Source organism: Nocardioides ungokensis, from assembly GCF_013466985.1.
Taxonomy (GTDB): Bacteria; Actinomycetota; Actinomycetes; order Propionibacteriales; family Nocardioidaceae; genus Nocardioides; species Nocardioides ungokensis.
This window is the reverse complement of sequence record NZ_CP059164.1, coordinates 1,280,267-1,299,452: the sequence shown is the minus strand read 5'-3', so window position 1 is coordinate 1,299,452 and position 19,186 is coordinate 1,280,267. Positions and strand designations below refer to the sequence as shown.

General features: G+C 72.4%; 20 protein-coding genes. 10 read left to right on the top strand and 10 right to left on the bottom strand.

Annotated elements, in window-relative coordinates; all coding sequences use genetic code 11:
- The first annotated feature begins 31 nt into the window (after positions 1-31).
- Both H0S67_RS06515 and H0S67_RS06510 read left to right on the top strand, forming a co-directional pair.
- Positions 32-253: a DUF3107 domain-containing protein gene (locus H0S67_RS06515; RefSeq protein WP_180935918.1), complete on the top strand. Its 222-nt coding sequence runs from the start codon at positions 32-34 to the stop codon at positions 251-253.
- A gap of 24 nt (positions 254-277) precedes the next feature.
- Positions 278-550 carry a GlsB/YeaQ/YmgE family stress response membrane protein gene (locus H0S67_RS06510; RefSeq protein WP_180935917.1) on the top strand — a complete coding sequence of 91 codons (273 nt, stop codon included), beginning with the start codon at positions 278-280 and terminating at the stop codon, positions 548-550.
- A gap of 18 nt (positions 551-568) precedes the next feature.
- On the opposite strand, the gene H0S67_RS06505 is transcribed toward H0S67_RS06510, so the two are convergent.
- Complete coding sequence (locus tag H0S67_RS06505; protein ID WP_180935916.1) at positions 569-1,318, bottom strand: ferritin-like fold-containing protein; 750 nt, start codon at positions 1,316-1,318, stop codon at positions 569-571.
- Positions 1,319-1,693: 375 nt separating this feature from the next.
- Between H0S67_RS06505 and H0S67_RS06500 the strand changes: the two genes are divergently transcribed.
- Entirely contained in the window at positions 1,694-3,106 is a 1,413-nt protein-coding gene (locus tag H0S67_RS06500; RefSeq protein WP_246355182.1) for a DEAD/DEAH box helicase, read from the top strand.
- A 65-nt stretch (positions 3,107-3,171) separates the two neighbouring features.
- Here H0S67_RS06500 and H0S67_RS06495 read toward each other — a convergent pair whose 3' ends face one another.
- Positions 3,172-3,897 (bottom strand): L,D-transpeptidase, encoded by a 726-nt coding sequence (locus H0S67_RS06495; protein WP_180935915.1) that lies wholly within the window; start codon positions 3,895-3,897, stop codon positions 3,172-3,174.
- A gap of 3 nt (positions 3,898-3,900) precedes the next feature.
- On the bottom strand, positions 3,901-4,728 hold the full coding sequence (locus H0S67_RS06490) for a ParA family protein (protein WP_180935914.1): 828 nt from the start codon (positions 4,726-4,728) through the stop codon (positions 3,901-3,903).
- 61 nt (positions 4,729-4,789) lie between these two features.
- On the opposite strand from H0S67_RS06490, the gene H0S67_RS06485 reads away from it, so the two are divergent.
- The gene (locus H0S67_RS06485) at positions 4,790-5,569 is read left to right on the top strand and encodes an SDR family NAD(P)-dependent oxidoreductase (protein ID WP_180935913.1); all 780 of its coding nucleotides are present in this window, start codon (positions 4,790-4,792) and stop codon (positions 5,567-5,569) included.
- Between the two features lie 13 nt (positions 5,570-5,582).
- Here the strand turns inward: H0S67_RS06485 and H0S67_RS06480 are convergent, their stop codons facing one another.
- Positions 5,583-8,555 carry a penicillin acylase family protein gene (locus tag H0S67_RS06480; protein WP_180935912.1) on the bottom strand — a complete coding sequence of 991 codons (2,973 nt, stop codon included), beginning with the start codon at positions 8,553-8,555 and terminating at the stop codon, positions 5,583-5,585.
- Between the two features lie 79 nt (positions 8,556-8,634).
- On the opposite strand from H0S67_RS06480, the gene H0S67_RS06475 reads away from it, so the two are divergent.
- Together H0S67_RS06475 and sigH are read left to right on the top strand one after the other, a co-directional pair.
- The gene (locus tag H0S67_RS06475) at positions 8,635-10,269 is read left to right on the top strand and encodes a hypothetical protein (protein ID WP_180935911.1); all 1,635 of its coding nucleotides are present in this window, start codon (positions 8,635-8,637) and stop codon (positions 10,267-10,269) included.
- Positions 10,270-10,315: 46 nt separating this feature from the next.
- Positions 10,316-10,960 carry an RNA polymerase sporulation sigma factor SigH gene (gene sigH, locus H0S67_RS06470; protein ID WP_180935910.1) on the top strand — a complete coding sequence of 215 codons (645 nt, stop codon included), beginning with the start codon at positions 10,316-10,318 and terminating at the stop codon, positions 10,958-10,960.
- A gap of 5 nt (positions 10,961-10,965) precedes the next feature.
- Here the strand turns inward: sigH and H0S67_RS06465 are convergent, their stop codons facing one another.
- Positions 10,966-11,580, bottom strand: a complete 615-nt coding sequence (locus H0S67_RS06465; RefSeq protein ID WP_180935909.1) for a MarC family protein — start codon at positions 11,578-11,580, stop codon at positions 10,966-10,968.
- Complete coding sequence (locus H0S67_RS06460; RefSeq protein ID WP_180935908.1) at positions 11,577-12,455, bottom strand: PHP domain-containing protein; 879 nt, start codon at positions 12,453-12,455, stop codon at positions 11,577-11,579. The genes H0S67_RS06465 and H0S67_RS06460 overlap by 4 nt, the downstream gene beginning before the upstream one ends.
- Positions 12,456-12,569: 114 nt before the next feature.
- On the opposite strand from H0S67_RS06460, the gene H0S67_RS06455 reads away from it, so the two are divergent.
- The gene (locus H0S67_RS06455) at positions 12,570-13,373 is read left to right on the top strand and encodes an alpha/beta fold hydrolase (RefSeq protein ID WP_180935907.1); all 804 of its coding nucleotides are present in this window, start codon (positions 12,570-12,572) and stop codon (positions 13,371-13,373) included.
- Positions 13,374-13,388: 15 nt separating this feature from the next.
- Here the strand turns inward: H0S67_RS06455 and H0S67_RS06450 are convergent, their stop codons facing one another.
- Positions 13,389-14,027, bottom strand: a complete 639-nt coding sequence (locus tag H0S67_RS06450) for a DUF6758 family protein (RefSeq protein WP_180935906.1) — start codon at positions 14,025-14,027, stop codon at positions 13,389-13,391.
- A gap of 74 nt (positions 14,028-14,101) precedes the next feature.
- On the bottom strand, positions 14,102-14,668 hold the full coding sequence (locus tag H0S67_RS06445; protein ID WP_180935905.1) for a histidine phosphatase family protein: 567 nt from the start codon (positions 14,666-14,668) through the stop codon (positions 14,102-14,104).
- Positions 14,669-14,745: 77 nt separating this feature from the next.
- On the opposite strand from H0S67_RS06445, the gene H0S67_RS06440 reads away from it, so the two are divergent.
- The gene (locus H0S67_RS06440; protein ID WP_180935904.1) at positions 14,746-15,939 is read left to right on the top strand and encodes an MFS transporter; all 1,194 of its coding nucleotides are present in this window, start codon (positions 14,746-14,748) and stop codon (positions 15,937-15,939) included.
- Here the strand turns inward: H0S67_RS06440 and H0S67_RS06435 are convergent.
- Together H0S67_RS06435 and H0S67_RS06430 are read right to left on the bottom strand one after the other, a co-directional pair.
- Entirely contained in the window at positions 15,899-17,380 is a 1,482-nt protein-coding gene (locus H0S67_RS06435; protein ID WP_180935903.1) for a peptide MFS transporter, read from the bottom strand. The two genes, H0S67_RS06440 and H0S67_RS06435, sit on opposite strands and share 41 nt — an antisense overlap.
- A 64-nt stretch (positions 17,381-17,444) precedes the next feature.
- Positions 17,445-17,987 carry a MaoC family dehydratase gene (locus tag H0S67_RS06430; protein ID WP_180936800.1) on the bottom strand — a complete coding sequence of 181 codons (543 nt, stop codon included), beginning with the start codon at positions 17,985-17,987 and terminating at the stop codon, positions 17,445-17,447.
- A gap of 127 nt (positions 17,988-18,114) precedes the next feature.
- Between H0S67_RS06430 and H0S67_RS06425 the strand changes: the two genes are divergently transcribed.
- The gene (locus tag H0S67_RS06425; RefSeq protein WP_219635524.1) at positions 18,115-18,720 is read left to right on the top strand and encodes a methyltransferase domain-containing protein; all 606 of its coding nucleotides are present in this window, start codon (positions 18,115-18,117) and stop codon (positions 18,718-18,720) included.
- The gene (locus H0S67_RS23215; RefSeq protein WP_219635522.1) at positions 18,717-18,899 is read left to right on the top strand and encodes a hypothetical protein; all 183 of its coding nucleotides are present in this window, start codon (positions 18,717-18,719) and stop codon (positions 18,897-18,899) included. Before H0S67_RS06425 ends, H0S67_RS23215 begins: the two co-directional genes overlap by 4 nt.
- Positions 18,900-19,186 lie beyond the last annotated feature (287 nt).

Below are 19,186 nucleotides of genomic sequence, written 5' to 3'. Positions count from 1 at the left end.
AACACCCCGAACCCCTGACTGAGGAGGACCCGTGGAGGTCAAGATCGGCGTCCAGCACGCCCCCCGTGAGCTTGTCGTCGAGACCGACGACACGGCCGAGAGCGTCGAGAAGGTCGTCGCCGAGGCGGTCGCCTCGGACGGCGTCCTGACCCTCACCGACAGCAAGCACCGCAAGATCATGGTGCCCGCGTCGAAGCTCGCCTACGTCGAGATCGGCGGCGGGGTCGCGGGTCAGGTCGGCTTCCGCAGCTGACCCTTACGGAGGAGGATGGTCGACATGGACGTCTCGACCATCCTCTTCTACCTGATCGTCGGCACCATCGTGGGCCTGCTCGGCAAGTTCTTCGCGCCGGGCGACAAGGACAACATCCCGTTCTGGCTGACCATCGTGTGCGGCATCGGCGGAATGCTCCTCGGCGATGTCATCTACCGCGCCTTCGGCGGCAACGGCTCCGCCGGCCTCGACTGGACGCAGGGCATCGTCACCGTGCTGACCGCGATGGTGCTCGTCATGATCGCCTCCGGCCTCACCGGCCGTCGGCGCGCCTGACCTCCCGCGGACCCAGCCTCAGGAGGCAAGCCCGAGCTCGGCCATGCGCTCCGCGTGCCGCTCGGTCAGGCGGGTGAACATCCGTCCGATCGCGGCCAGGTCGAGCCCCGGACGGTCGACGCCACCGGCCAGCAGCGCCGAGAGCGCGTCCCGCTCGGCGGCCACCCGCTGCGCCTGGGTGAGCGCCTCCCCCATCAGCCGGCGTCCCCACAGGGCCAGGCGGCCACCGAGGCGCGGGTCGGCCGCGATCGCGGCCCGCACCCGGTCGATGACGAAGCGGGAGTGCCCGCTGTCCTCCAGGGACGCCAGGATCAGGTCGCGGGTGCCGGTGTCGAGGTACGCCGCGATCTCGCGGTAGAAGTCGTTGGCCAGGCCGTCGCCGACGAAGGCCTTGATCAGGCCTTCGTACCAGTCCGACGGGGCCGTGTGCTCGTGGAAGAGGTCGATCGCGGCGCGGAACGGCGCCATCGCCGCGAACGGGTCGGCGCCGAGCTCGGTCATCCGGTCGAGCAGCGGGCCGACGTGGCCGAACTCCGCCGTCGCCATCGCCCCGATGGCCACCTTGTCCTCGAGGCTGGGGGCCAGCCTCCCGTCCTCGGAGAGCCGCTCGAAGGCCGAGATCTCGCCGTACGCGATCGCACCCAGCAGGTCGACGACCGCCTCGCGGTAGGCAGGGTCCTGGAAGGCCAGCGGACCGTCGATGTCCGCGCCTGGCGCGACACCGGTCCCGGGAACGGCCGCGGTCGTGTCGCCGGGCGATTCAGTCATGGCCGCACCCTACCGATACAGTGAGCGTGATCGAGTGCCGCGCCCGCCCCGTGCGGAGGCGGCCCACGACCGGCGAGACGGACCCGCTCCGACGCCCGATTCGATGCCAGGCCAGACCGATGACACGGCGCCGATGAAGTCGGCCGCGAGCGGCCGCCCCGCCTGCATGTGCGCGGCTGACGCTGTCTGAGCCCCGCCCCCACTGGGCGCAGGTCCGATGAGTCCGCCGCATCCGACCGACTCCATCGGCCTCGCCCGAGGCTGACTCACGAAAGCGACAGACCACTGACCACGTTCCGAGAGCTCGGGGTACTCCCCGAGATTTGTGACGCGCTCGAGCGCGCCGGCATCACCACCCCCTTCGCCATCCAGGAGATGACGCTCTCCGTCGCCCTGCTGGGCACCGACCTGATCGGCCAGGCCCGCACCGGCACCGGCAAGACGCTGGCCTTCGGCATCCCGGTGCTGCAGCGCAGCGTCGCCCCCAAGGACCCCGACTACTCCGAGCTGCCCCAGGGCAAGCCGCAGGCCCTCATCGTGGCACCGACCCGCGAGCTGGCACTGCAGGTCTCCAGCGACCTGGCCCTCGCCAGCAAGGACCGCGGCCTGCGCGTCCTGACCGTGTACGGCGGGGTCGGCTACGACACCCAGCTGGACACGCTCCAGGCCGGCGTGGACATCGTCGTCGGCACCCCCGGCCGCCTGATCGACCTGGCCAACCGCAAGGCACTGGACATCTCCCACGTGCACGCGCTGGTCCTCGACGAGGCCGACGAGATGCTGGACCTGGGCTTCCTGCCCGACGTCGAGCGGATCCTGAAGATGACGCCCGAGACCCGGCAGACGATGCTGTTCTCGGCGACCATGCCGGCCGCGATCGTCGCGCTCGCCCGCACCCACATGCGGCACCCGATGAACATCCGCGCCGAGTCGTCGTACGACACCACGATGGTGCCGGCCACCGCGCAGTTCATCTACCAGGCGCACGACCTCGACAAGCCGGAGATCATCGGCCGGGTGCTCCAGGCCGAGGACGCCGGCAAGATCATCGTCTTCACCCGCACCAAGCGCCAGTCGCAGCGGGTGGCCGACGACCTCGCCGAGCGCGGCTTCTCGGCCAGCCCGTTGCACGGCGACATGGCCCAGGTGGCGCGGGAGAAGGCGCTCACGAAGTTCCGTGAGGACAAGATCCGCGTCCTCGTCGCGACCGACGTCGCGGCCCGCGGCATCGACGTCGCCGGCGTCTCCCACGTCATCAACTACACGTGCCCCGAGGACGACAAGACCTACGTGCACCGGATCGGCCGCACCGGCCGGGCCGGCGCCACCGGCACCGCGATCACGTTCGTCGACTGGGCGGACCTGCACCGCTGGAAGATGATCAACAAGGCTCTCGACCTGCCGTTCGACGAGCCGACCGAGACATACTCCACCTCCGAGCACCTCTTCCACGACCAGGGCATCGCGCCGGGCACCAAGGGCCGCATCGTCGACCCCGCCCCGGCGCCCCCGAGGTCCGAGCGCTCCGACCGGCCCGAGCGTGGCGGCGACCGCCCCGCGCGCAGCCGCAACCGCAACCGCAGCCGGACCCGCAGCCGCAGCGGCGAGCCCGTCACCGCGGACGCAGCGGGCTCGGCCCCGGAGGCCCCGGCCGCCGGCGCCGGCCCGTCCTCGGACGAGTCCTCGGGCGAGGGTCAGCAGCGCTCCCGCAACCGCCGTCGCCGTCGCCGCTCCTCGGGCGACTCCTCCAGCGACTCCTCTGCGGCGGCACCGGCCGAGCAGGCCTGACAGCGGCAGTCTGACACCGGTCTGTCCTGGCGCCGGCCCGTCGTGAGTCCACGACGGGTCGGCGTTCAGACGACGACGACGGTGGTGCCGAGTGGGGCGAACTTCCACAGCGCGATGGCGTCGGTACGCCGTTGACGGATGCAGCCGTGCGACTGGGGCGTCCCGAGCTGGGACACCGACTGCACGAGGTGGCCGTCGTCGATCGGGATGTCGTGGAAGCCGATCGCGGCGTTCTCGCCGTGGGTGAAGCGCACGAAGTACTTCATCGTCCCGGAGTCGTTGATCCCCCACGCCTGCTCCGAGCGTGAGTAGACCTCGTAGGTCCCGGCGTGCAGGTTGTCGGACCGGCTGCCCGAGACCAGGTAGGTCCGCTTGACCTCGTCGTCGGCCGACACCAGCCAGACCCGCTGGCGCCCCTCGCTGAAGACGACACGGCGCCCCGTGCCCGATCGCGCCGGGAGGGCGGTGTCGAGGGTGTTGCGGTCGCGGTACTCCAGCGCGTCCGCGCTGCCCTCACCGCGGACGGGGGTGCGGTCGCGATGCTGGGCGGACCGGTGGGGCTGCGCGGCCTGCGAGGGCGACCTCGACCCGCCCGTGGTGGCCCCCTCCCCCGCGTGTGCGGACGACGAGACCGGCTCGATCGCGGCAGGTGCCCGGTGCCCGGGCTCCGCCGAGGAGGGCAGCACCCCGGCGCCGCCGAGCACGGCGACCACGGTGACCGCCACCGACGACCCCAGCGTCGCGATCCGCCCGTAGCGGGGACGAATGCTCTGCTCGTGGTGTCGGCTCACGGCTCAACCCTTCTTCGGCTTCGGGGTGGACTTCCTGGCCGGCTTCGGTCTCGGACGTCGAGCCCGGACCACGAGGTTGGCCGCGACCTCCCGGTAGGCCTGGGCGCCCTTGTTGGAGCGGCTGGTCGCCAGGATCGACCGGCCGGCGGCCGGGGCCTCGGCGAACTTGATGGTCTTGGGGATCGGCGGCTCCACGACCTCGAGGTCGTAGGTGTCGGAGATCGTCTCCAGCACCGTGCGCGCGTGGTTGGTGCGGCCGTCGTACAGCGTCGGCAGCACGCCCCACACCTCGAGCTTGCGGTTGGTGAAGCGGCGGACGTCATGCACCGTGTCGAGCAGCTGCCCGACGCCGCGGTGCGAGAGCGTCTCGCACTGCAACGGGATGAGGACGCCGTTGGCCGCGGTCAGCGCCGCCACGGTGAGCACCCCGAGCGAGGGCGGGCAGTCCAGGAGCACCCAGTCGTAGTGCTCGTCGCCGAGGTCCTCCTCGAGGGCCTCGATGGCGGACTTGATCACATGCTCACGGCCGGTGCGGGTGAGCAGGTCGGCCTCGGCGCGCGCCAGCTCGATGGTGGCCGGCAACAGGTCGACGCCGTCCTCGGTCTCGATGATCACCTCGGTCGGGTCGAGGCCCTTGGTCAGCACGTGGTGGACCGAGAGGTCGAGGTCCTCGGGATCGATCCCGAGGGAGAACGTCAGGCAGGCCTGGGGATCGAGGTCGACCAGCAGGACGCGGTGGCCGAGCTCGGCGAGGGCCGCGCCCAACGAGGCGACCGTGGTCGTCTTGGCGACGCCACCCTTCTGGTTGGCGATCGCGAGTGTCGTGGTCATCGGTCCATATCATGCCTGACCCGCTTGCCTGAATCGCGGCGACACCTGTTTGCTTGCCGCCATGTCTGAAATCGGTTCCACCCCGGGCACCGCCCTCGTCACCGGTCCGACGGCCGGCATCGGGCACTCAGTCGCCGTCCAGCTCGCCCAGCGCGGCCACGACCTGGTGCTCGTGGCCCGCGACGAGGAGCGGCTCGCGACTCTCGCCGCCGAGCTCCGCGACACGTACGGCGTGCAGGTCGAGGTGCTGCCCGCCGACCTGACCGACCGCGCCGCGCTGGCCCGGGTGGAGGCCCGGGTGGCCGACCCCGACCGGCCGGTGGACCTGCTGGTCAACAACGCCGGCTTCTCCCTCAAGGGCCGCTTCCTCGACAACCCCGTCGACGCCGAGAACGCCATGCTCGACGTGCTGGTGACGGCCGTGATGCGCCTGAGCCACGCCGCCCTGGGCGCGATGGCGCAGCGCGGCCACGGCGGGATCATCAACGTCTCCAGCGTCGCGGCGTTCCTGCCGCGAGGCAGCTACAGCGCCGCGAAGGCCTGGGTGAACAGCTTCGGCGAGTGGGCCGCCACCGAGTACCGGCCGCGCGGCGTGACCGTGACGACGCTGTGTCCCGGGTTCACCCGGACCGAGTTCCACGAGCGGATGGGCGTCGCCCGCGACTCCGCGCCCTCCTTCCTCTGGCTCGACCCCGACGACCTCGTGAGGCAGGCTCTCGAGGACTTCGACAAGGGGCGGACGTTCTCCATCCCCAGCGCCCGTTACAAGGCGATCGCCACGGCCGCGCGCCTGGTTCCCAACGGGCTGCTGCAGCGGTTCCAGACGCTTGGGCGGAAGTAGGGCCCGCTGCAGGTCAGCGGGGCCGGTGGCCGGTGAACTGCACCACCTGCTGGAAGGTCGGCCGGTTCTGCCAGTCGATCCGGCGTACCCCCACGACGCCACCCGCGACCGACACGATGTCGTCGCGCGACTTGTCGTAGGTCAGGTCGTCGACCGAGGAGACGTTCTCCGTCGCCAGGGCCGCCCGCACCGCGGCGTGCAAGGACCGGCGCAGGGCCGCGCGGCAGTGCTCGAGCGACCCGCAGTAGCTGCGCGAGTAGGCGCCGCGCACCGGTCGGCCGAGGACGCTGCGCAGGTCCTTGTCGAGGTAGCCGTACCAGGAGATCCCGTTGAAGGCCGAGCCGATGTGCTCGCGAGGGTGGTCGTCGAGGGGCTCGGGCAGCAGGTCCACGTCGCGCCCGAGCCCGTGCCGCATGGCGTCGCGGGGCAGCGCGAACCCGCAGTCGGGCGAGCACGACGCCCCGATGTCGTCGGGGTTCCACCAGGTGTCGAACAGGTCGATGGCGGCCTGGTGGTCGTAGGCCCCCGTCCGCTGCCGGTCGACCCGATGAGCGCCGTCGGCGACCCACTGGCGCATCAGCCGGACGGCGGCCGCGTCCTGCGGGTCGCTCGGCCGCCCGACGACGTCGAGCACCTTCGGCAGCACGTAGGCGCCCCGGAGGTCCACCGTGCCCGCGTCGATCATGGCGCCGACCAGGTCGGGTCGGGTCACGGGCCGGCCGGACCGCAGCAGGCCCTTGATCCGGTCGCTGAGCGTGAGGCTGCGGTAGACCGAGCCGTCGCCCCAGACCTGGCTGGAGGAGGCGAAGCCGGGCGCCAGCTTGTTGTTCCAGTTGGCGAGGTAGCCCTGGCCGGGGTTCACGACGTGCGGGTGCGCGCCGAACGGCTCGAAGCCGCGCCAGTCGTACCTCGGGCTCCCCCACCGCGGCAGGTCCAGGTCGGTGCCCGGAGCGCGGCGCGGCAGCCGCGCGGAGCTGTAGTAGCCGATGTCGCGGTCGTCGGCGTAGTACCAGTTGAAGGTGTACTGGATGTCGGAGGCCGCCCGCATGAAGTCGTGGGCGTCGCGGATCCGCGACGGGTCGTTGAGGTGGACGAACCCCAGCACCGAGTCGGCCTCGTGCATGTACGTCGACCGCTCCCGCACCACCGCCACCGGCCGCCCCTTGACCGTCGTCCGCAGCCGGACGATCCCGTGGTCCGTGCGCAGCACCAGGAACTTGATCTGCTCGGGCGTGGCCTGCGCGGCCAGCGTCGGGAAGGCGGTCTCGGTGTGCTCGTAGTCGACCATCGGCGTGCAGCGCCCACCGGCGGCGACGTACGCCGTGGAGTCGACGGTCGGCTTGCTGCCGTCGGTGTTGCACAGCGGCTGTACGACGGTGTCGGTGATGTCGGTGTACGGCGAGGTGGCCGACCAGGCGTAGTCGAGGCCACGACCGAGCTCCACGACGAAGTTGGTGCCGGCGAAGGACACCCCGCGGGCCGCGGTGTGCGGGCCGCTCAGCTCCTCCTCCATCAGCAGCTGGGGGGCGTAGTAGCCGGTCTGCGGTCCGAAGACCGCGGTGGGGTGCCCGTGCGCCGAGTGCTTCGCGTCCACCATGAGCGCGTTGCTCATGCCGACGAGCTCACCCTGCATCGCCCGCTGGAGGCTGCCCTGGATCTGCTGGGCCTCGAGCGCCGGGTCGACGCCGTAGCGGGCTGCCGTGGTGCTCGCCTGCCCGGCGGCCGAGCCGTCGCCCTTCGGATCGGTGGTGCTGGCGTTGCCCTGGTTGCCGGCCGCGCCCTGTGGAGGCGGTGAGAGAGATCCGTCGGGGTTGACGATCGCGCCGGTGCCCAGCTGGGTCGCGGTCGGGTGGAGGTCGGGCATGGCGACGCCCGGCCGGCCCGGGTGGACGCGGTTGCCCGACCCGCCGTACGGCGCCCGCACCGGCGAGGTGACCGGCGCCTCCGGGTCGTTCTTCTCCCTCAGGTCCTGGTAGATCCGGCGGCCGGCACGCTTGCCGTGGTCCTGCTGGAGCTGCTGGAGCCAGATGGCGTTGGTGTACTGCCCTCCCCCGCCGGTGCCGAAGATGCCGCCGACCAGCGAGGCGATCGAGACGATGTCAGCGCGGGTGTACGGCGCCGGCGGCCGCTGCAGCGCGGCGTACTCCACCGGGCAGTGCTCGCCGTACCCCATCCCGAGCGAGCCGGGCAGCGGCACGCTCGCGGTGCTGGCCGGACACAGCACGTCCTGCTCTGCGTTCATTCCGTCGATGTAGGCGTCGAAGGCGCCCACGAGCCGGGCCGCCTCGGGCGAGCGGTGGGCGAGGGCGTCGATCTGGCGGTTGATCTGCTTCGGCGTGTACGGCGCGACCGCGAGCTGCGCGGCGTCCTGGGCGACGTCGGCGTCGGTGGGGCCGACGAACTCGGCCATGGTCGCGGCGCCCGTGTGGCGCAGCACGTCGGTGAGGAACATGCGGGTCTCGATGACGGCGACCCCGGCCCCGTAGGCGACGTCGGCGTCGGTCCTGCCGGTGATGTGCGGGACGCCGTCGGTGTCCCACCTGATCGTCACGCCCGGACGCGGCTTCTCGGTGCGGACCACGTCCGACGGGTCGACACCGAGGGAGGCGTCCTTGAAGTAGTCGGGCAGCCGGGCGGAGGTGAGCGTGCCCGGGTCGGCGGTGTTCAGCGCGTCGTACTTCTCGAGCTGGTCGGCGAAGTTGGCCGGCTGGTCGGGGGTCGCGGTGGTGAAGAACGACTGTGGCGACGCGAGGCCGCCGAGCAGCGAGGACGGGTCGTCGGCCGCACGACCGGGCCCGAGCGCGGCCAGCTGCTCGCCGTCGACGTTGCCCGACGAGCCGGGTGGCAGGACGTTGAGCACCGAGCCGTACCGGTGCCGCGGGTCCGCACCCGCGGCACCCGGTCCGGACGTGGCGGCGGAGGTCGACGGCACGGCGAGCGCCGCGGCGGCGAGGGCGGAGCAGAGGAGGACCCAGAACCAGCGCATGGGGTCTGGTTCGCCGGGTGGAGCCGATTTCCTTCCCCGTCCGGGAAGGAAATCCGCGGCCGGGGTCGAAGAAGCCGTCATGGCAGCTCTGCGAACCCGGACCCGGCAGGTCGCGACGGCCCTCGCGACGGCCCTCGCGGCGGCCCTCGCGGTCACGGTCACCCTCGCCCTCCCCGTCGTCGTCGGTGGCGCGTCCGCCGCGGCGCCGACCGCCGCGGCAACCGGCGCGCCCGCCGTGCCGATCCCGCAGGACCCCGGGGCCGACAGCGTGAAGCAGTTCCTGGGCTCGCCCCGCCCCGCCCACCCCATCCGGGCGCACTTCGCACCGCGCCACCCGTTCATGGCGGCCAACGGGCGCAGCAACCTGCACGACGACGCCTACCAGTCCGACGCCGGGGTCACCCCCGGGCCGCTCGGGCGCTCCCCCGAGGTCACCTCCACCCTGTTCGGCCAGGAGTGCGCCTCGGTCACCTTCGACTCGCACGGCCGGCTGCTCACCGTCTGCGTCGGTCTCGCCACCGTCGACCTGCGGCTGATCGACCCCCGGACTCTGGACACGCTCGCTGACTACCCCCTTCCGCCCCGGTCGGCCTCGTCGGCCTCGGGCCCCTTCACCGCGTTCGGTGGCGGCGGCTATTTCTACCTCGACCAGCGGGACCGGGTCGTGGTGCCGACCTCCGACGGCCACATCCGGGTGATCGCCGAGACCGGCACCGCCGACGCTCCGACGCTGACGCTGCACCGGGACTACGACGTCTCCGCGGACGTCGGCAGCTCGGTCATCCTCTCGGCGCTGCCGGACTGGTCAGGCCGGATCTGGTACGTCACCGGCTCCGGCGTGGTGGGCACCGTCGACCCCGGCACCGGCCGGTCGAGGGCCCACCGGCTACCGAAGGGCGAGCACATCGGCAACTCGATGGCAGTCGACGAGACCGGCGGGGTGTTCGTCGTCTCGGACCGGGCGCTCTACCGCTTCGACGCGACCCGGGCCGGGGCGCCTGGGGTGACCTGGCGGCGTGCCTACGACGCGGGGACTCGCCAGAAGCCCGGCCAGAGCCAGACCGGGTCGGGCACCACCCCCACGATCGTGCGCCGCCACGGCCACCACTTCGTCGCGATCACCGACAACGCCGATCCGCGGATGCACGTGCTGGTGTTCCGCGCCGGCCGCCGTGGTCCCGGCGCCGAGCCGGTCTGCCGGGTGCCCGTCTTCCGCCCGGGTCACGGCGCCACCGACAACTCCCTCGTGGCCTACCGGGGGTCCCTGATCGTGGAGAACAACTACGGCTACACCGGCCCGGAGCAGAACCCGCCGTCCGGCGACCCGGCCCGCAACACACCCACCACCGTCCCCGGTGTCACGCGTGTCGCGGTGGACTACGCACACGGCGGCTGCCACCGGGCCTGGACCAACCATCGCGTCCGCGTCCCGACCAGCGTGAGCAAGGTGTCGGCGGCGACCGGCCTGCTCTACGTCTACGAGCACCCGGCGGCCGACCAGGTGCGCTACCCCTCCGGTGAGCCCGCCACCGGTCCGGAGGACCCGTGGTACCTCACCGCGCTCGACGCCCGGAGCGGTCGGCGCGTGTGGTCCGCCCTCACCGGGGTCGGGCTCGGCTACAACAACAACTACGCCCCGATCACCTTCGGACCCGACGGGACGGCGTACGTCGGGGTCCTCGGCGGCCTGCTCTCCGTCCGCGACACCCACTGAAACCTGACACCTCGTCACCTTTTGCGCCGGGGCTCGTTGCACGGGGGTGCCCACCATCTCCAGCACCCCCGCCCGGGAGGCGACCGACGAGGAGCTGGCCGCCCGGGCGCGGGCGGGCGACGAGGAGGCCGTGGAGCTGCTGCTCCTGCGCCACCGCGGGCTGGTACGCGCCCAGGCCCGCGTCCACTTCCTGGTCGGCGCCGACCAGGACGACCTCGCCCAGGAGGCGATGATCGGCCTCTACCTGGCCGTCCGCTCGTACGACGCGGGGCGCGGCACGAGCTTCCGGACCTTCGCGGAGCTGTGCGTGTCCCGGCAGGTCGTGTCCGCGATCCGGAGCGCGACCCGGCGCAAGCACGGCCCGCTCAACGACTACGTCTCCCTCCACCGACCGGTCGGCACCGGCGACGAGGGCGAGCGCACCCTCGCGGAGGTGCTCCCCGCGCCGGCCTGGGCCGACCCCGCCGAGCAGGTCGCCGGCGCCGAGGGCGTCACGGCCCTGCGCGCGCACGTGGATCGCACGCTGTCCGCGCTCGAGGTGGAGGTGCTCCGGCTGCACGAGGACGGCGTGGGCTACCGCGACATCGCCCGGCAGCTCCAGCGCGGGGCGAAGTCGGTCGACAACGCGCTGCAGCGCATCCGGCGCAAGGTGGCCGACCATCTCGTCGAGCGCGAGCTCGAGATCGCCTGACCCGCTCAGCCCTCGCCGGCGATGAACGCACGGACGGCGTCGGCGACGAGCTGGACCGCGATCGCCGAGAGCAGCAGCCCCGCGATGCGGGTGACCAGGAGGACCCCGCTCTCGCGGATGAGCCGCAGGATCGGGAGCGAGAACCGCATCGCGGCCCACAGGCAGAGGTGCACGAGCACCACGCCGAGCGCCACGGCCCCGAAGTCCGGGAAGTCGTGCACGTCGCGCGAGAAGAGCATCGTCGCCACGATCGCGCCCGGGCCGGCCAGGAGCGGCGTGCCCAGCGGCACGAGGGCGACGTTGGTGCCGACCGCGGCGGTCGGCTCCTGCTCGTTGCCGGTCAGCAGCTCCAGGGCGAGCAGGAGCAGCAGGCCACCCGCGCACTGCAGCGCGGGCAGCGAGATGTGCAGGTAGCTGAGGATCTGCTGGCCGAAGAACGCGAACACCGCGATCACACCGAACGACACCGCCACGGCCTGCCAGGCCGCCTTGCGGGCGGTGTGCGCCGAGCGGCCGGCGGTGAGCGAGAGGAAGATCGGGACGGTGCCGACCGGGTCCATGATCACGAACAGCGTGACGAAGACCTCGGTCAGCAGCACCCCGTTGACCAGGGCGCTCACGCCCCCACCACCTCGGGGGTGCTCCGGCCGGACCGGGCCGCGGCCAGCCGGGCCAGGTCGACGAGCCGGGCGAACTCCTCCGGTGCGGTGGTGTTGCAGCCGAGCTCGTGGTCGACCTTGCCGCTGCCGTGGTGGTCGCTCGAACCGGTGACGACGAGGTCGAGGTTACGGGCGATGCCGCGCAGCCGCTCGCGAGCGCTGGCGTCGTGGTCTTGGTGGTCGACCTCGAGCCCGGAGAGCCCGGCCTCGGTCAGCTCCGCCAGGGTGGCCTCGCTCGGCTCCTGCCGGCCGTGCCGTCCCCACGGATGGGCGATCACGCTCACCCCGCCGGCGTCCCCCACGATGCGCAGCATCTTCTCCAGCGGGGCCGCGTAGCGGTTGGCGTACGCCGGCCGGCCGGCGCTCAGGAAGCGCCGGAAGGCCTCGGTCCGGTCCGCCACCACGCCGAGGTCGACCAAGGCGTCGGCCACGTGCGGGCGCCCGGTCGCGACCGCGTCACCGGCGACCCGGCGTACGTCGTCCTCGTCGATGTCGACACCGAGCTCGCGCAGCCGCGCCAGCATCGCCGGCAGCCGGGAGCTCCGTCCCTCCAGGATGCGCTCGAGCTCGGCGAGCAGCGGCGGGTGCGTCGGGTCGGGCAGGTAGGCCAGCAGGTGCACCCCGCGGCCGTCGTGCCGGGTGCTGATCTCCATCCCGCGGACCAGGCCGACGCCGGTCTCCTCCGCGGTCCGGGCCGCCTCGGCCCACCCCTCCGCGGTGTCGTGGTCGGTCAGGGCGACGACGTCCAGCCCCGCCGCGGCCGCGGCGCGCACCAACTCCGCCGGGCTCTGCGTCCCGTCGCTGGCCCGCGAGTGGGTGTGGAGGTCGATGCGCACCAGAGAACTCTAGGACCGCTGTCGGCCACCGCGGGAAACGGCGGGACGTGTGACGCGCCACCTCGGGAGGTGTCGTCGGGCGAGGGATTCGTCCTCGGGTGCCAGACTCGGGCCATGACGGCCGGTTGGGGTCGGGTGGAGCGGCCCGACGCGGAGATCTGGTACTACGACACCGCTGACGACAAGCCGATCATCATCCTCCTGCACGGTCTGGCCGGGTACGCGCGCGAGTGGGGCGCCACGATCGAGGAGCTGCGCGCGGACTGGTGCGTCGTCTCGGTCGAGCAGCGTGGCCACGGCAGCAGCACCCGGCGCCCGGACGACGTCTCCCGGCGGGCGTACGTCGACGACGTGCTGGCCGTCCTCGACGACCTGGACGTGGACCGGGTGCCGGTCGTGGGCCAGTCGATGGGCGCCCACACCGCGATGCTCCTCGCCGCCTGGGCCCCGGACCGGGTGGACCGGCTGGTGATGGTGGAGGGCGGCCTGGGCGGCGACGCCCCGGCGATGACGGGCACGATCGGCGACTGGCTCGCCTCGTGGCCGGCGCCCTTCGCCGACCGGGAGGAGTTCCTGTCCTTCTTCCGGACCACCCGGATGGTCGCCGAGGCCTGGGCCGACGGGCTCGAGGAGCGGCCCGACGGGCTGTGGCCCCAGTGGGACGCCGCGACCCTGACCGACGCGATCGCCCACGTGCACGAGCGCGAGTTCCTCGAGGAGTGGTCGATGGTGCGTGCGCCCACCCTGCTGGTGCACGGCGAGCACGGATCGGTGCCCGACCGGCAGGTCGAGAGCATGTGCGCCCTGCGTCCGGACACCGAGGTCGCCACGGTCGCGGGCACGGGGCACGACGTACACCTCGAGGCGCCGGAGGCGTGGCTGCGGCTGCTGACCCGCTTCCTCGCGCCTGCGACCTGACTCACCCCGGCGGCCTCACCACAGCGGCGTGGGCCCGCCGTAGGAGACCTCCAGCAACGGCGCCCCCAGGCCCGACACGTCGCGCAGCATCCAGTCGTCCCGCAGCAGCAGGACCGCTGAGGCCGGGCGGAGCACGATCCACAGCCATCTCCCCTGCGCCTCGCCGGCCAGGACCGAGCGGTCGAGCTCGCCGCCGAGCGCACTGGTGGACACCGGCCAGAGGGCCACGTCCTGGCTCTCGACGCGGACCTTCACCGTCGGCGGGCCGATGCCGACCTCGTCGCCCGGGTCGTCGTGAGGGGTTCCCGCACACCGCGCCCCGAGGCCGACACCGGCCTCCTCGGCCACCACGACCACGTCGACCGGTCCGTCGAGCTCGCTGGTGCCCGACGAACAGGTCAGGGTGGCGCGGGTCCGCCCCGGCTCGTCCCCCACGGCTGCGAAGTCGGTGACGCTCCAGCCGGGGCTCATCGGCCAGGGCAGGTAGGTCGGGAACCCGGCCGAGCCGACCAGGTGCGCGGCGAACGCGTCGTACGTCGCGTACGGCGGCCTCAGCAGCGGCTCGATCGGTCCGTGCTCGGGGCACGACCAGCCGCCCGAATCGAGCCGGGCGACCGGGGCGGCACAGCGGGGGCAGCCGGCCAGGAGCGACATGCGACCACGGTGTTACCGCTTCCGCGCCGCGTCAAGGGCAGTGCGTCACCGGGAGTCCGGCGCGTCGGCAGGAGTCAGGAGTTCCAGCGCAGCACCACCGGCGACTCGCGCTCGTGGCCGAGCACCGAGACCGTCGCGGTGTCGAGTCGGAAGAGGCGGCCGTCGGTCACCGGCAGGTCGAGCCAGCGCGCGGTCAGCGCCCGCAGCGCGTGCCCGTGGCCGAAGAGCAGGGCCGGCCCGCCGGCGGCGCGCACCCGCTCGACGACCCGGTCGAGGCGGTCGGAGACCTCCGCGGCGCTCTCCCCGCCGGGGCACGGCGCGGACCAGACGGTCCAGCCCGGCACGGTGCGCCGGATCTCCTCGGTGGTGATGCCCTCGTACTCGCCGTAGGTCCACTCGACGAGGTCGTCGTCGACGTCGGCGTCCGGGAAGCCGGCCAGGTCAGCGGTCCGGCGGGCGCGCTGGCGCGGGCTGGTCAGGACGAGCGCGAAGTCCGGCCCGTCCAGCCGGTCCCGCAGGCCGTGCGCGACCTGCTCGCCGTCCGGCAGCAGGGGCAGGTCCGTGGTCGAGGTGTGCCGCCCCGACCGGCTCCACTCGGTCTCCCCGTGCCTGACCAGCCACACCTCGGCGTCGTCGTTCATGGCGCGAGTCTGGCACCTGCGCGGCGGCCGCGTGGCGGCATCGCCCGTGGCGGTGGGGTCCGTGCCACGATCGGCGCATGACCACCTCGCGGGCGAGGGCCGCCGCCGCCGCCGCATTCCTGACCCAGGGGCTGGTGTTCATCAGCCTCACCACCCGGCTGCCGGACTTCTCCGACCGCTGGCACATCTCCGAGCTCGAGCTGTCCCTGCTGCTGCTGATGATGGTGCTGCTGGCGGGCGTCGGGTCGGTGGTGGCCGAGACCCTCGCCAAGGCCAGGTCGAGCGCGACCGTGCTGCGCCTCGGGCTGGCCCTGGTGACCGTCGCCCTCCCGGTCATCACGACCGCACCCGCCGCCTGGGTGTTCGTCGCCGCTCTCGCGGTGTACGGCGTGGGGCTGGGCGTCGTCGATGCCTCGACCAACATGCAGGCGGTGGCGCTCGAGCACGTCTACGGCCGGCCGATCCTGCCGTCCTTCCACGGCGCCTGGACCCTCGGCGGGATCATCGGGGCCGCCATCACGCTGGCCACCGCCCACCTCCCGCTGTCGGCGACCGCGGTCCTCGCGGTGGTGCCGCTGGTCGTGCTCTTCGCGCCGTTCCTGCCACGCGACCACGGTGAAGGTGCGGCCGTGGCCGCGGTGGCGGTGCCGTGGCGGCCGATCCTGCTCGTGGGGCTGGGGATGGTGCTCTTCTACATGGTCGACACAGCCGCGGCCACCTGGGGCCCGACGTACCTCGACAACACCTTCCCCACGCCGTCCGGGCTGGTCGCCCTGGCGACCTTCCCCTACCTCGTCGCCAGCGGCGCGCTCCGGCTCGCCGGCGACGGCCTGGTCGCTCGGCACGGCGCGGTGCGGGTGCTGCGGGTGGGTGCCCTGGTCGCCTCCGCGGCCCTCGCAGTGGTGGTGTTCGCCCCGACCTGGCAGGTCGCCGTCGCCGGCTTCACGCTGCTGGGCGCCGGCGTCGCGGTGATCGCCCCGCTCAGCTTCTCCGCTGCCGCGCGGATCGCCGGCGGGGAGGGCCTCGACCCGGCCGCGCGCCAGGCCCGGGTCGACGCGGTGATCGCCCGCTTCAACCAGTTCAACTACGTCGGCGCGCTGCTGGGAGCCGTGCTGACCGGGCTGGTCGGCTCCGGCTCCCTGCGCGTCGGCTTCGCGGTGCCGATGGTGCTGATCCTCGGCATCATCCCGCTGGCGCGGGCCTTCGCCCCGCCGGCCGGCGGGAGCGGCCTCAGTGGACCCCGGCCATCAGGCGTCGAATCGGCTTCGTGAACGCCGCGAGCACCAGGCCGACGGCCACCGAGATCAGGCCGAGGACGCCGAAGTACGCCGCCTCGTGGTCGGCCGAGTAGAACTTGCCGAGGTAGCCGGCGAGGACGGACCCGAGCGCGACCGAGAGGAAGAACAGCGACACCATCTGGGTCCGGAACGCCTCCGGCGCCAGCTTGGTGGCCAGCGAGAGCCCCACCGGCGAGAGCAGCAGCTCCGCGATCGTGAAGACGAGCAGGATGCCGATCAGGCCGAGCAGCGGGGCGCTGTGGGCGCCACCGCCCGCCATCGGGATGAACAGCAGGAACGCGACGCCCATGATCGCCGTGCCGAGGGCGAACTTCATGGGGGTCGACGGCTGCCTCGGGCCCAGCCTCGTCCAGAGCGCGGCGAAGACGCCGGCGAGCACGATGATGAAGACCGGGTTGACCGACTGCACCCAGGAGACGGGCATCTCCCAGCCGAAGAGGTCGCGGTTCAGGCGGGTGTCGGAGTAGATCGTGACCACGGTGAACTGCTGCTGGTAGAGCGACCAGAACGCCGTGCTGGCCAGGAACATCGGCACGAACGCCCACACGCGGCCGCGCTCGACCGCGCTGACCTTCTTGCTGGTGATGATCCGCAGGAAGAGCGCCACGGCGCCGACGACGGTGGCCCAGATGACCCAGGTGGCGAGGTTCTCGGCGGTGACGAAACCGGCGAGGACGAGCGCGACGATGGCGGCGGCGGCGACCACGGCGAGGGCGACGAACTTGCCGCGCTCGGAGGCCGGGAGCGGGTTGTGGACCTCGTGGGCCGCCTCGGGCAGCTGCTTGCGGCCGATCGTGTACTGCACGAGGCCGAGGAACATGCCGAGGGCCGCGGCCGCGAAGCCGACGTGGAAGCCGACCTCCTGCTGGAGCAGCCCGGTGAGCAGCGGGCCGAAGAGCGCACCGAGGTTGATGCCGAGGTAGAACAGCGAGAAGCCGGCGTCGCGGCGCTCGTCGCCCTCGGCGTACAGGGTGCCGACCAGCGCGGTGGCGTTGGCCTTGAGGCCTCCGGAACCGATGCCGACCATGAGCAGGCCGGCGATCACACCCGTGTAGCCCGGCAGCACGCTCAGCGCGATGTGGCCGACCATGATCAGGCAGGCGCTGTAGAACAGCGTCCGCTCCGAGCCGAGGACCCGGTCGGCCAGCCAGGCGCCCGGGATGGTGGACAGGTAGACCAGCCCGCCGTACGCACCGATCACCGCGCTCGCGGTGCCCTCGTCCATCCCGAGGCCACCCTGGGAGGCGGTGTAGTAGAGGTACAGCAGGACGATGCCCTGCATGCCGTAGAAGCTGAAGCGCTCCCACATCTCGACGCCGAAGAGGTTGGCGAGGACACGGGGCTGCCCGAAGAAGCCCCGGTCCGCCGCCTGCTCGGTGGCCTGCCGCGGAGTGGTCTGTGTCTGGTCGGTCACCGGCGGGACGATGCCAAATGCACGCCGCGCCCGCAAAATCAATGCCCCGTTCGGGGGATGTTCGCTAGTCCTTCTGGTCGGTGGCGGGTCCGGACCAGTTCTTGTCCGGCTGCGGCACCGGCCGGCCGGGCTGCTCGCCACCACGCTCGTCGAGGTAGCTGTCCTTGGGCACCATCACCTTGCGGCGGAAGATGCACACCACCTTGCCGTCCTGGTTGTAGCCGATCGTCTCCACGTGGACGACGCCCCGGTCGTCCTTCGACTTCGACTCCCACTTGTCGAGCACGGTGGTCTCGCCGTACAGGGTGTCGCCGTGGAAGGTCGGCGCCACGTGCCGCAGCGACTCGATCTCCAGGTTGGCGATCGCCTTGCCGGAGATGTCGGGCACGCTCATGCCGAGCAGGATCGAGTAGACGTAGTTGCCGACCACGACGTTCTTGCCGAACTGGGTCGTCTCCTCGGCGTAGTTGGTGTCGAGGTGGAGCGGGTGGTGGTTCATCGTGAGCAGGCAGAACATGTGGTCGTCGAACTCGGTGACCGTCTTGCCCGGCCAGTGCTTGTACGTCGCACCGACCTCGAACTCCTCGTAGCTCCGACCGAACTGCATGCTCACTCCTGATCCTCGATAGGCCTTCGTGGCCATCCTGTCGGAAGGCCCGGGCCGAGAGGGTTACTCGTGGGAAACCTCACGTGCCTCGGACTCGGCGGTCAGTAGATGGGCCATGCTCGACCGCATGGGGACTCTCGAGACCGAACGACCTGCTGACTACCTGGCCCGGTTGGCGGCCTCCGACCTCGGACGCGCTTACAAGGCGCTCGTCGTCGACGAGATGGACGTCGCGGCCGGTCACCACGTCCTCGACCTCGGCTGCGGTCCGGGTGCGGACCTCGCCGCGTTCGCGGCGGCGGTGGGGCCCGAGGGGCGCGTCATGGGGCTCGACTCGGATCCCGACGCGGTCCGGGAGGCCGAGCACCTGGCGACCGCTTGGCCGCAGGTGACGGTCGAGCACGGGGACGTCCACTCCCTCCGCCTCCCCGACCATTCGGTGCACCGCGTGCACACCGACCGGGTCCTCCAGCACGTCGAGGACCCCGACGTGGCGGTCGGCGAGGTCGCCCGGGTCCTCGCGCCGTCCGGGCTCGCCTGCTTCGCCGAACCCGACTGGGACACGCTCGTGATCGACCACCCGAGGCCGCGATCGCCGCGGCCTACCGCAGCTTCGTCACCGACGAGGTGGTGCGCAACGCCCGGATCGGCCGTCGGCTGCCGGCCCTGTGCGAGCGCCACGGGCTGCGTGTCGGGCGGGTCATCCCGATCACGGCCGTCTTCCGCGACGTGACCGAGGCTGATCGGGTCCTCGGCTTCGAGCGCGTCACCGGGCGCGCGGTCGCTGCGGGCTACCTGGACGCCCGGCAGGCGGCAAGGTGGCTCGCGCACCTCCGCACCGGGCCGTTCTTCGCGTCAGTGACCCTCTTCGTGACGATCGCCGCTGCACGACGCCGTGGTGGTCCTGAGTAGCGAGCGTTTCGAAGGAGAGTGTCGAGACCACCGCCGTCGGCGGCTCACGGCACGTGGCTGGTTGCGGTGATGGCAGCTACAGGAAGCGGTACGCCGTGGGTCGCTGCTGCCTCCCGGCTCACCGGTGCGCCGGTGGTCGACGTGCGCCGGAGGTTGAGGTGCGAGCGTCAGCGCTCGTCCTGAGTAGCGAGCGCAGCGAGCGTGTCGAAGGGAGCGTGTCGAGGACGGCGCCGTCGGCGGCTCACGGCTCGTGGGTGGTTGCGGTGATGGCAGCTATGAGGCGCAGT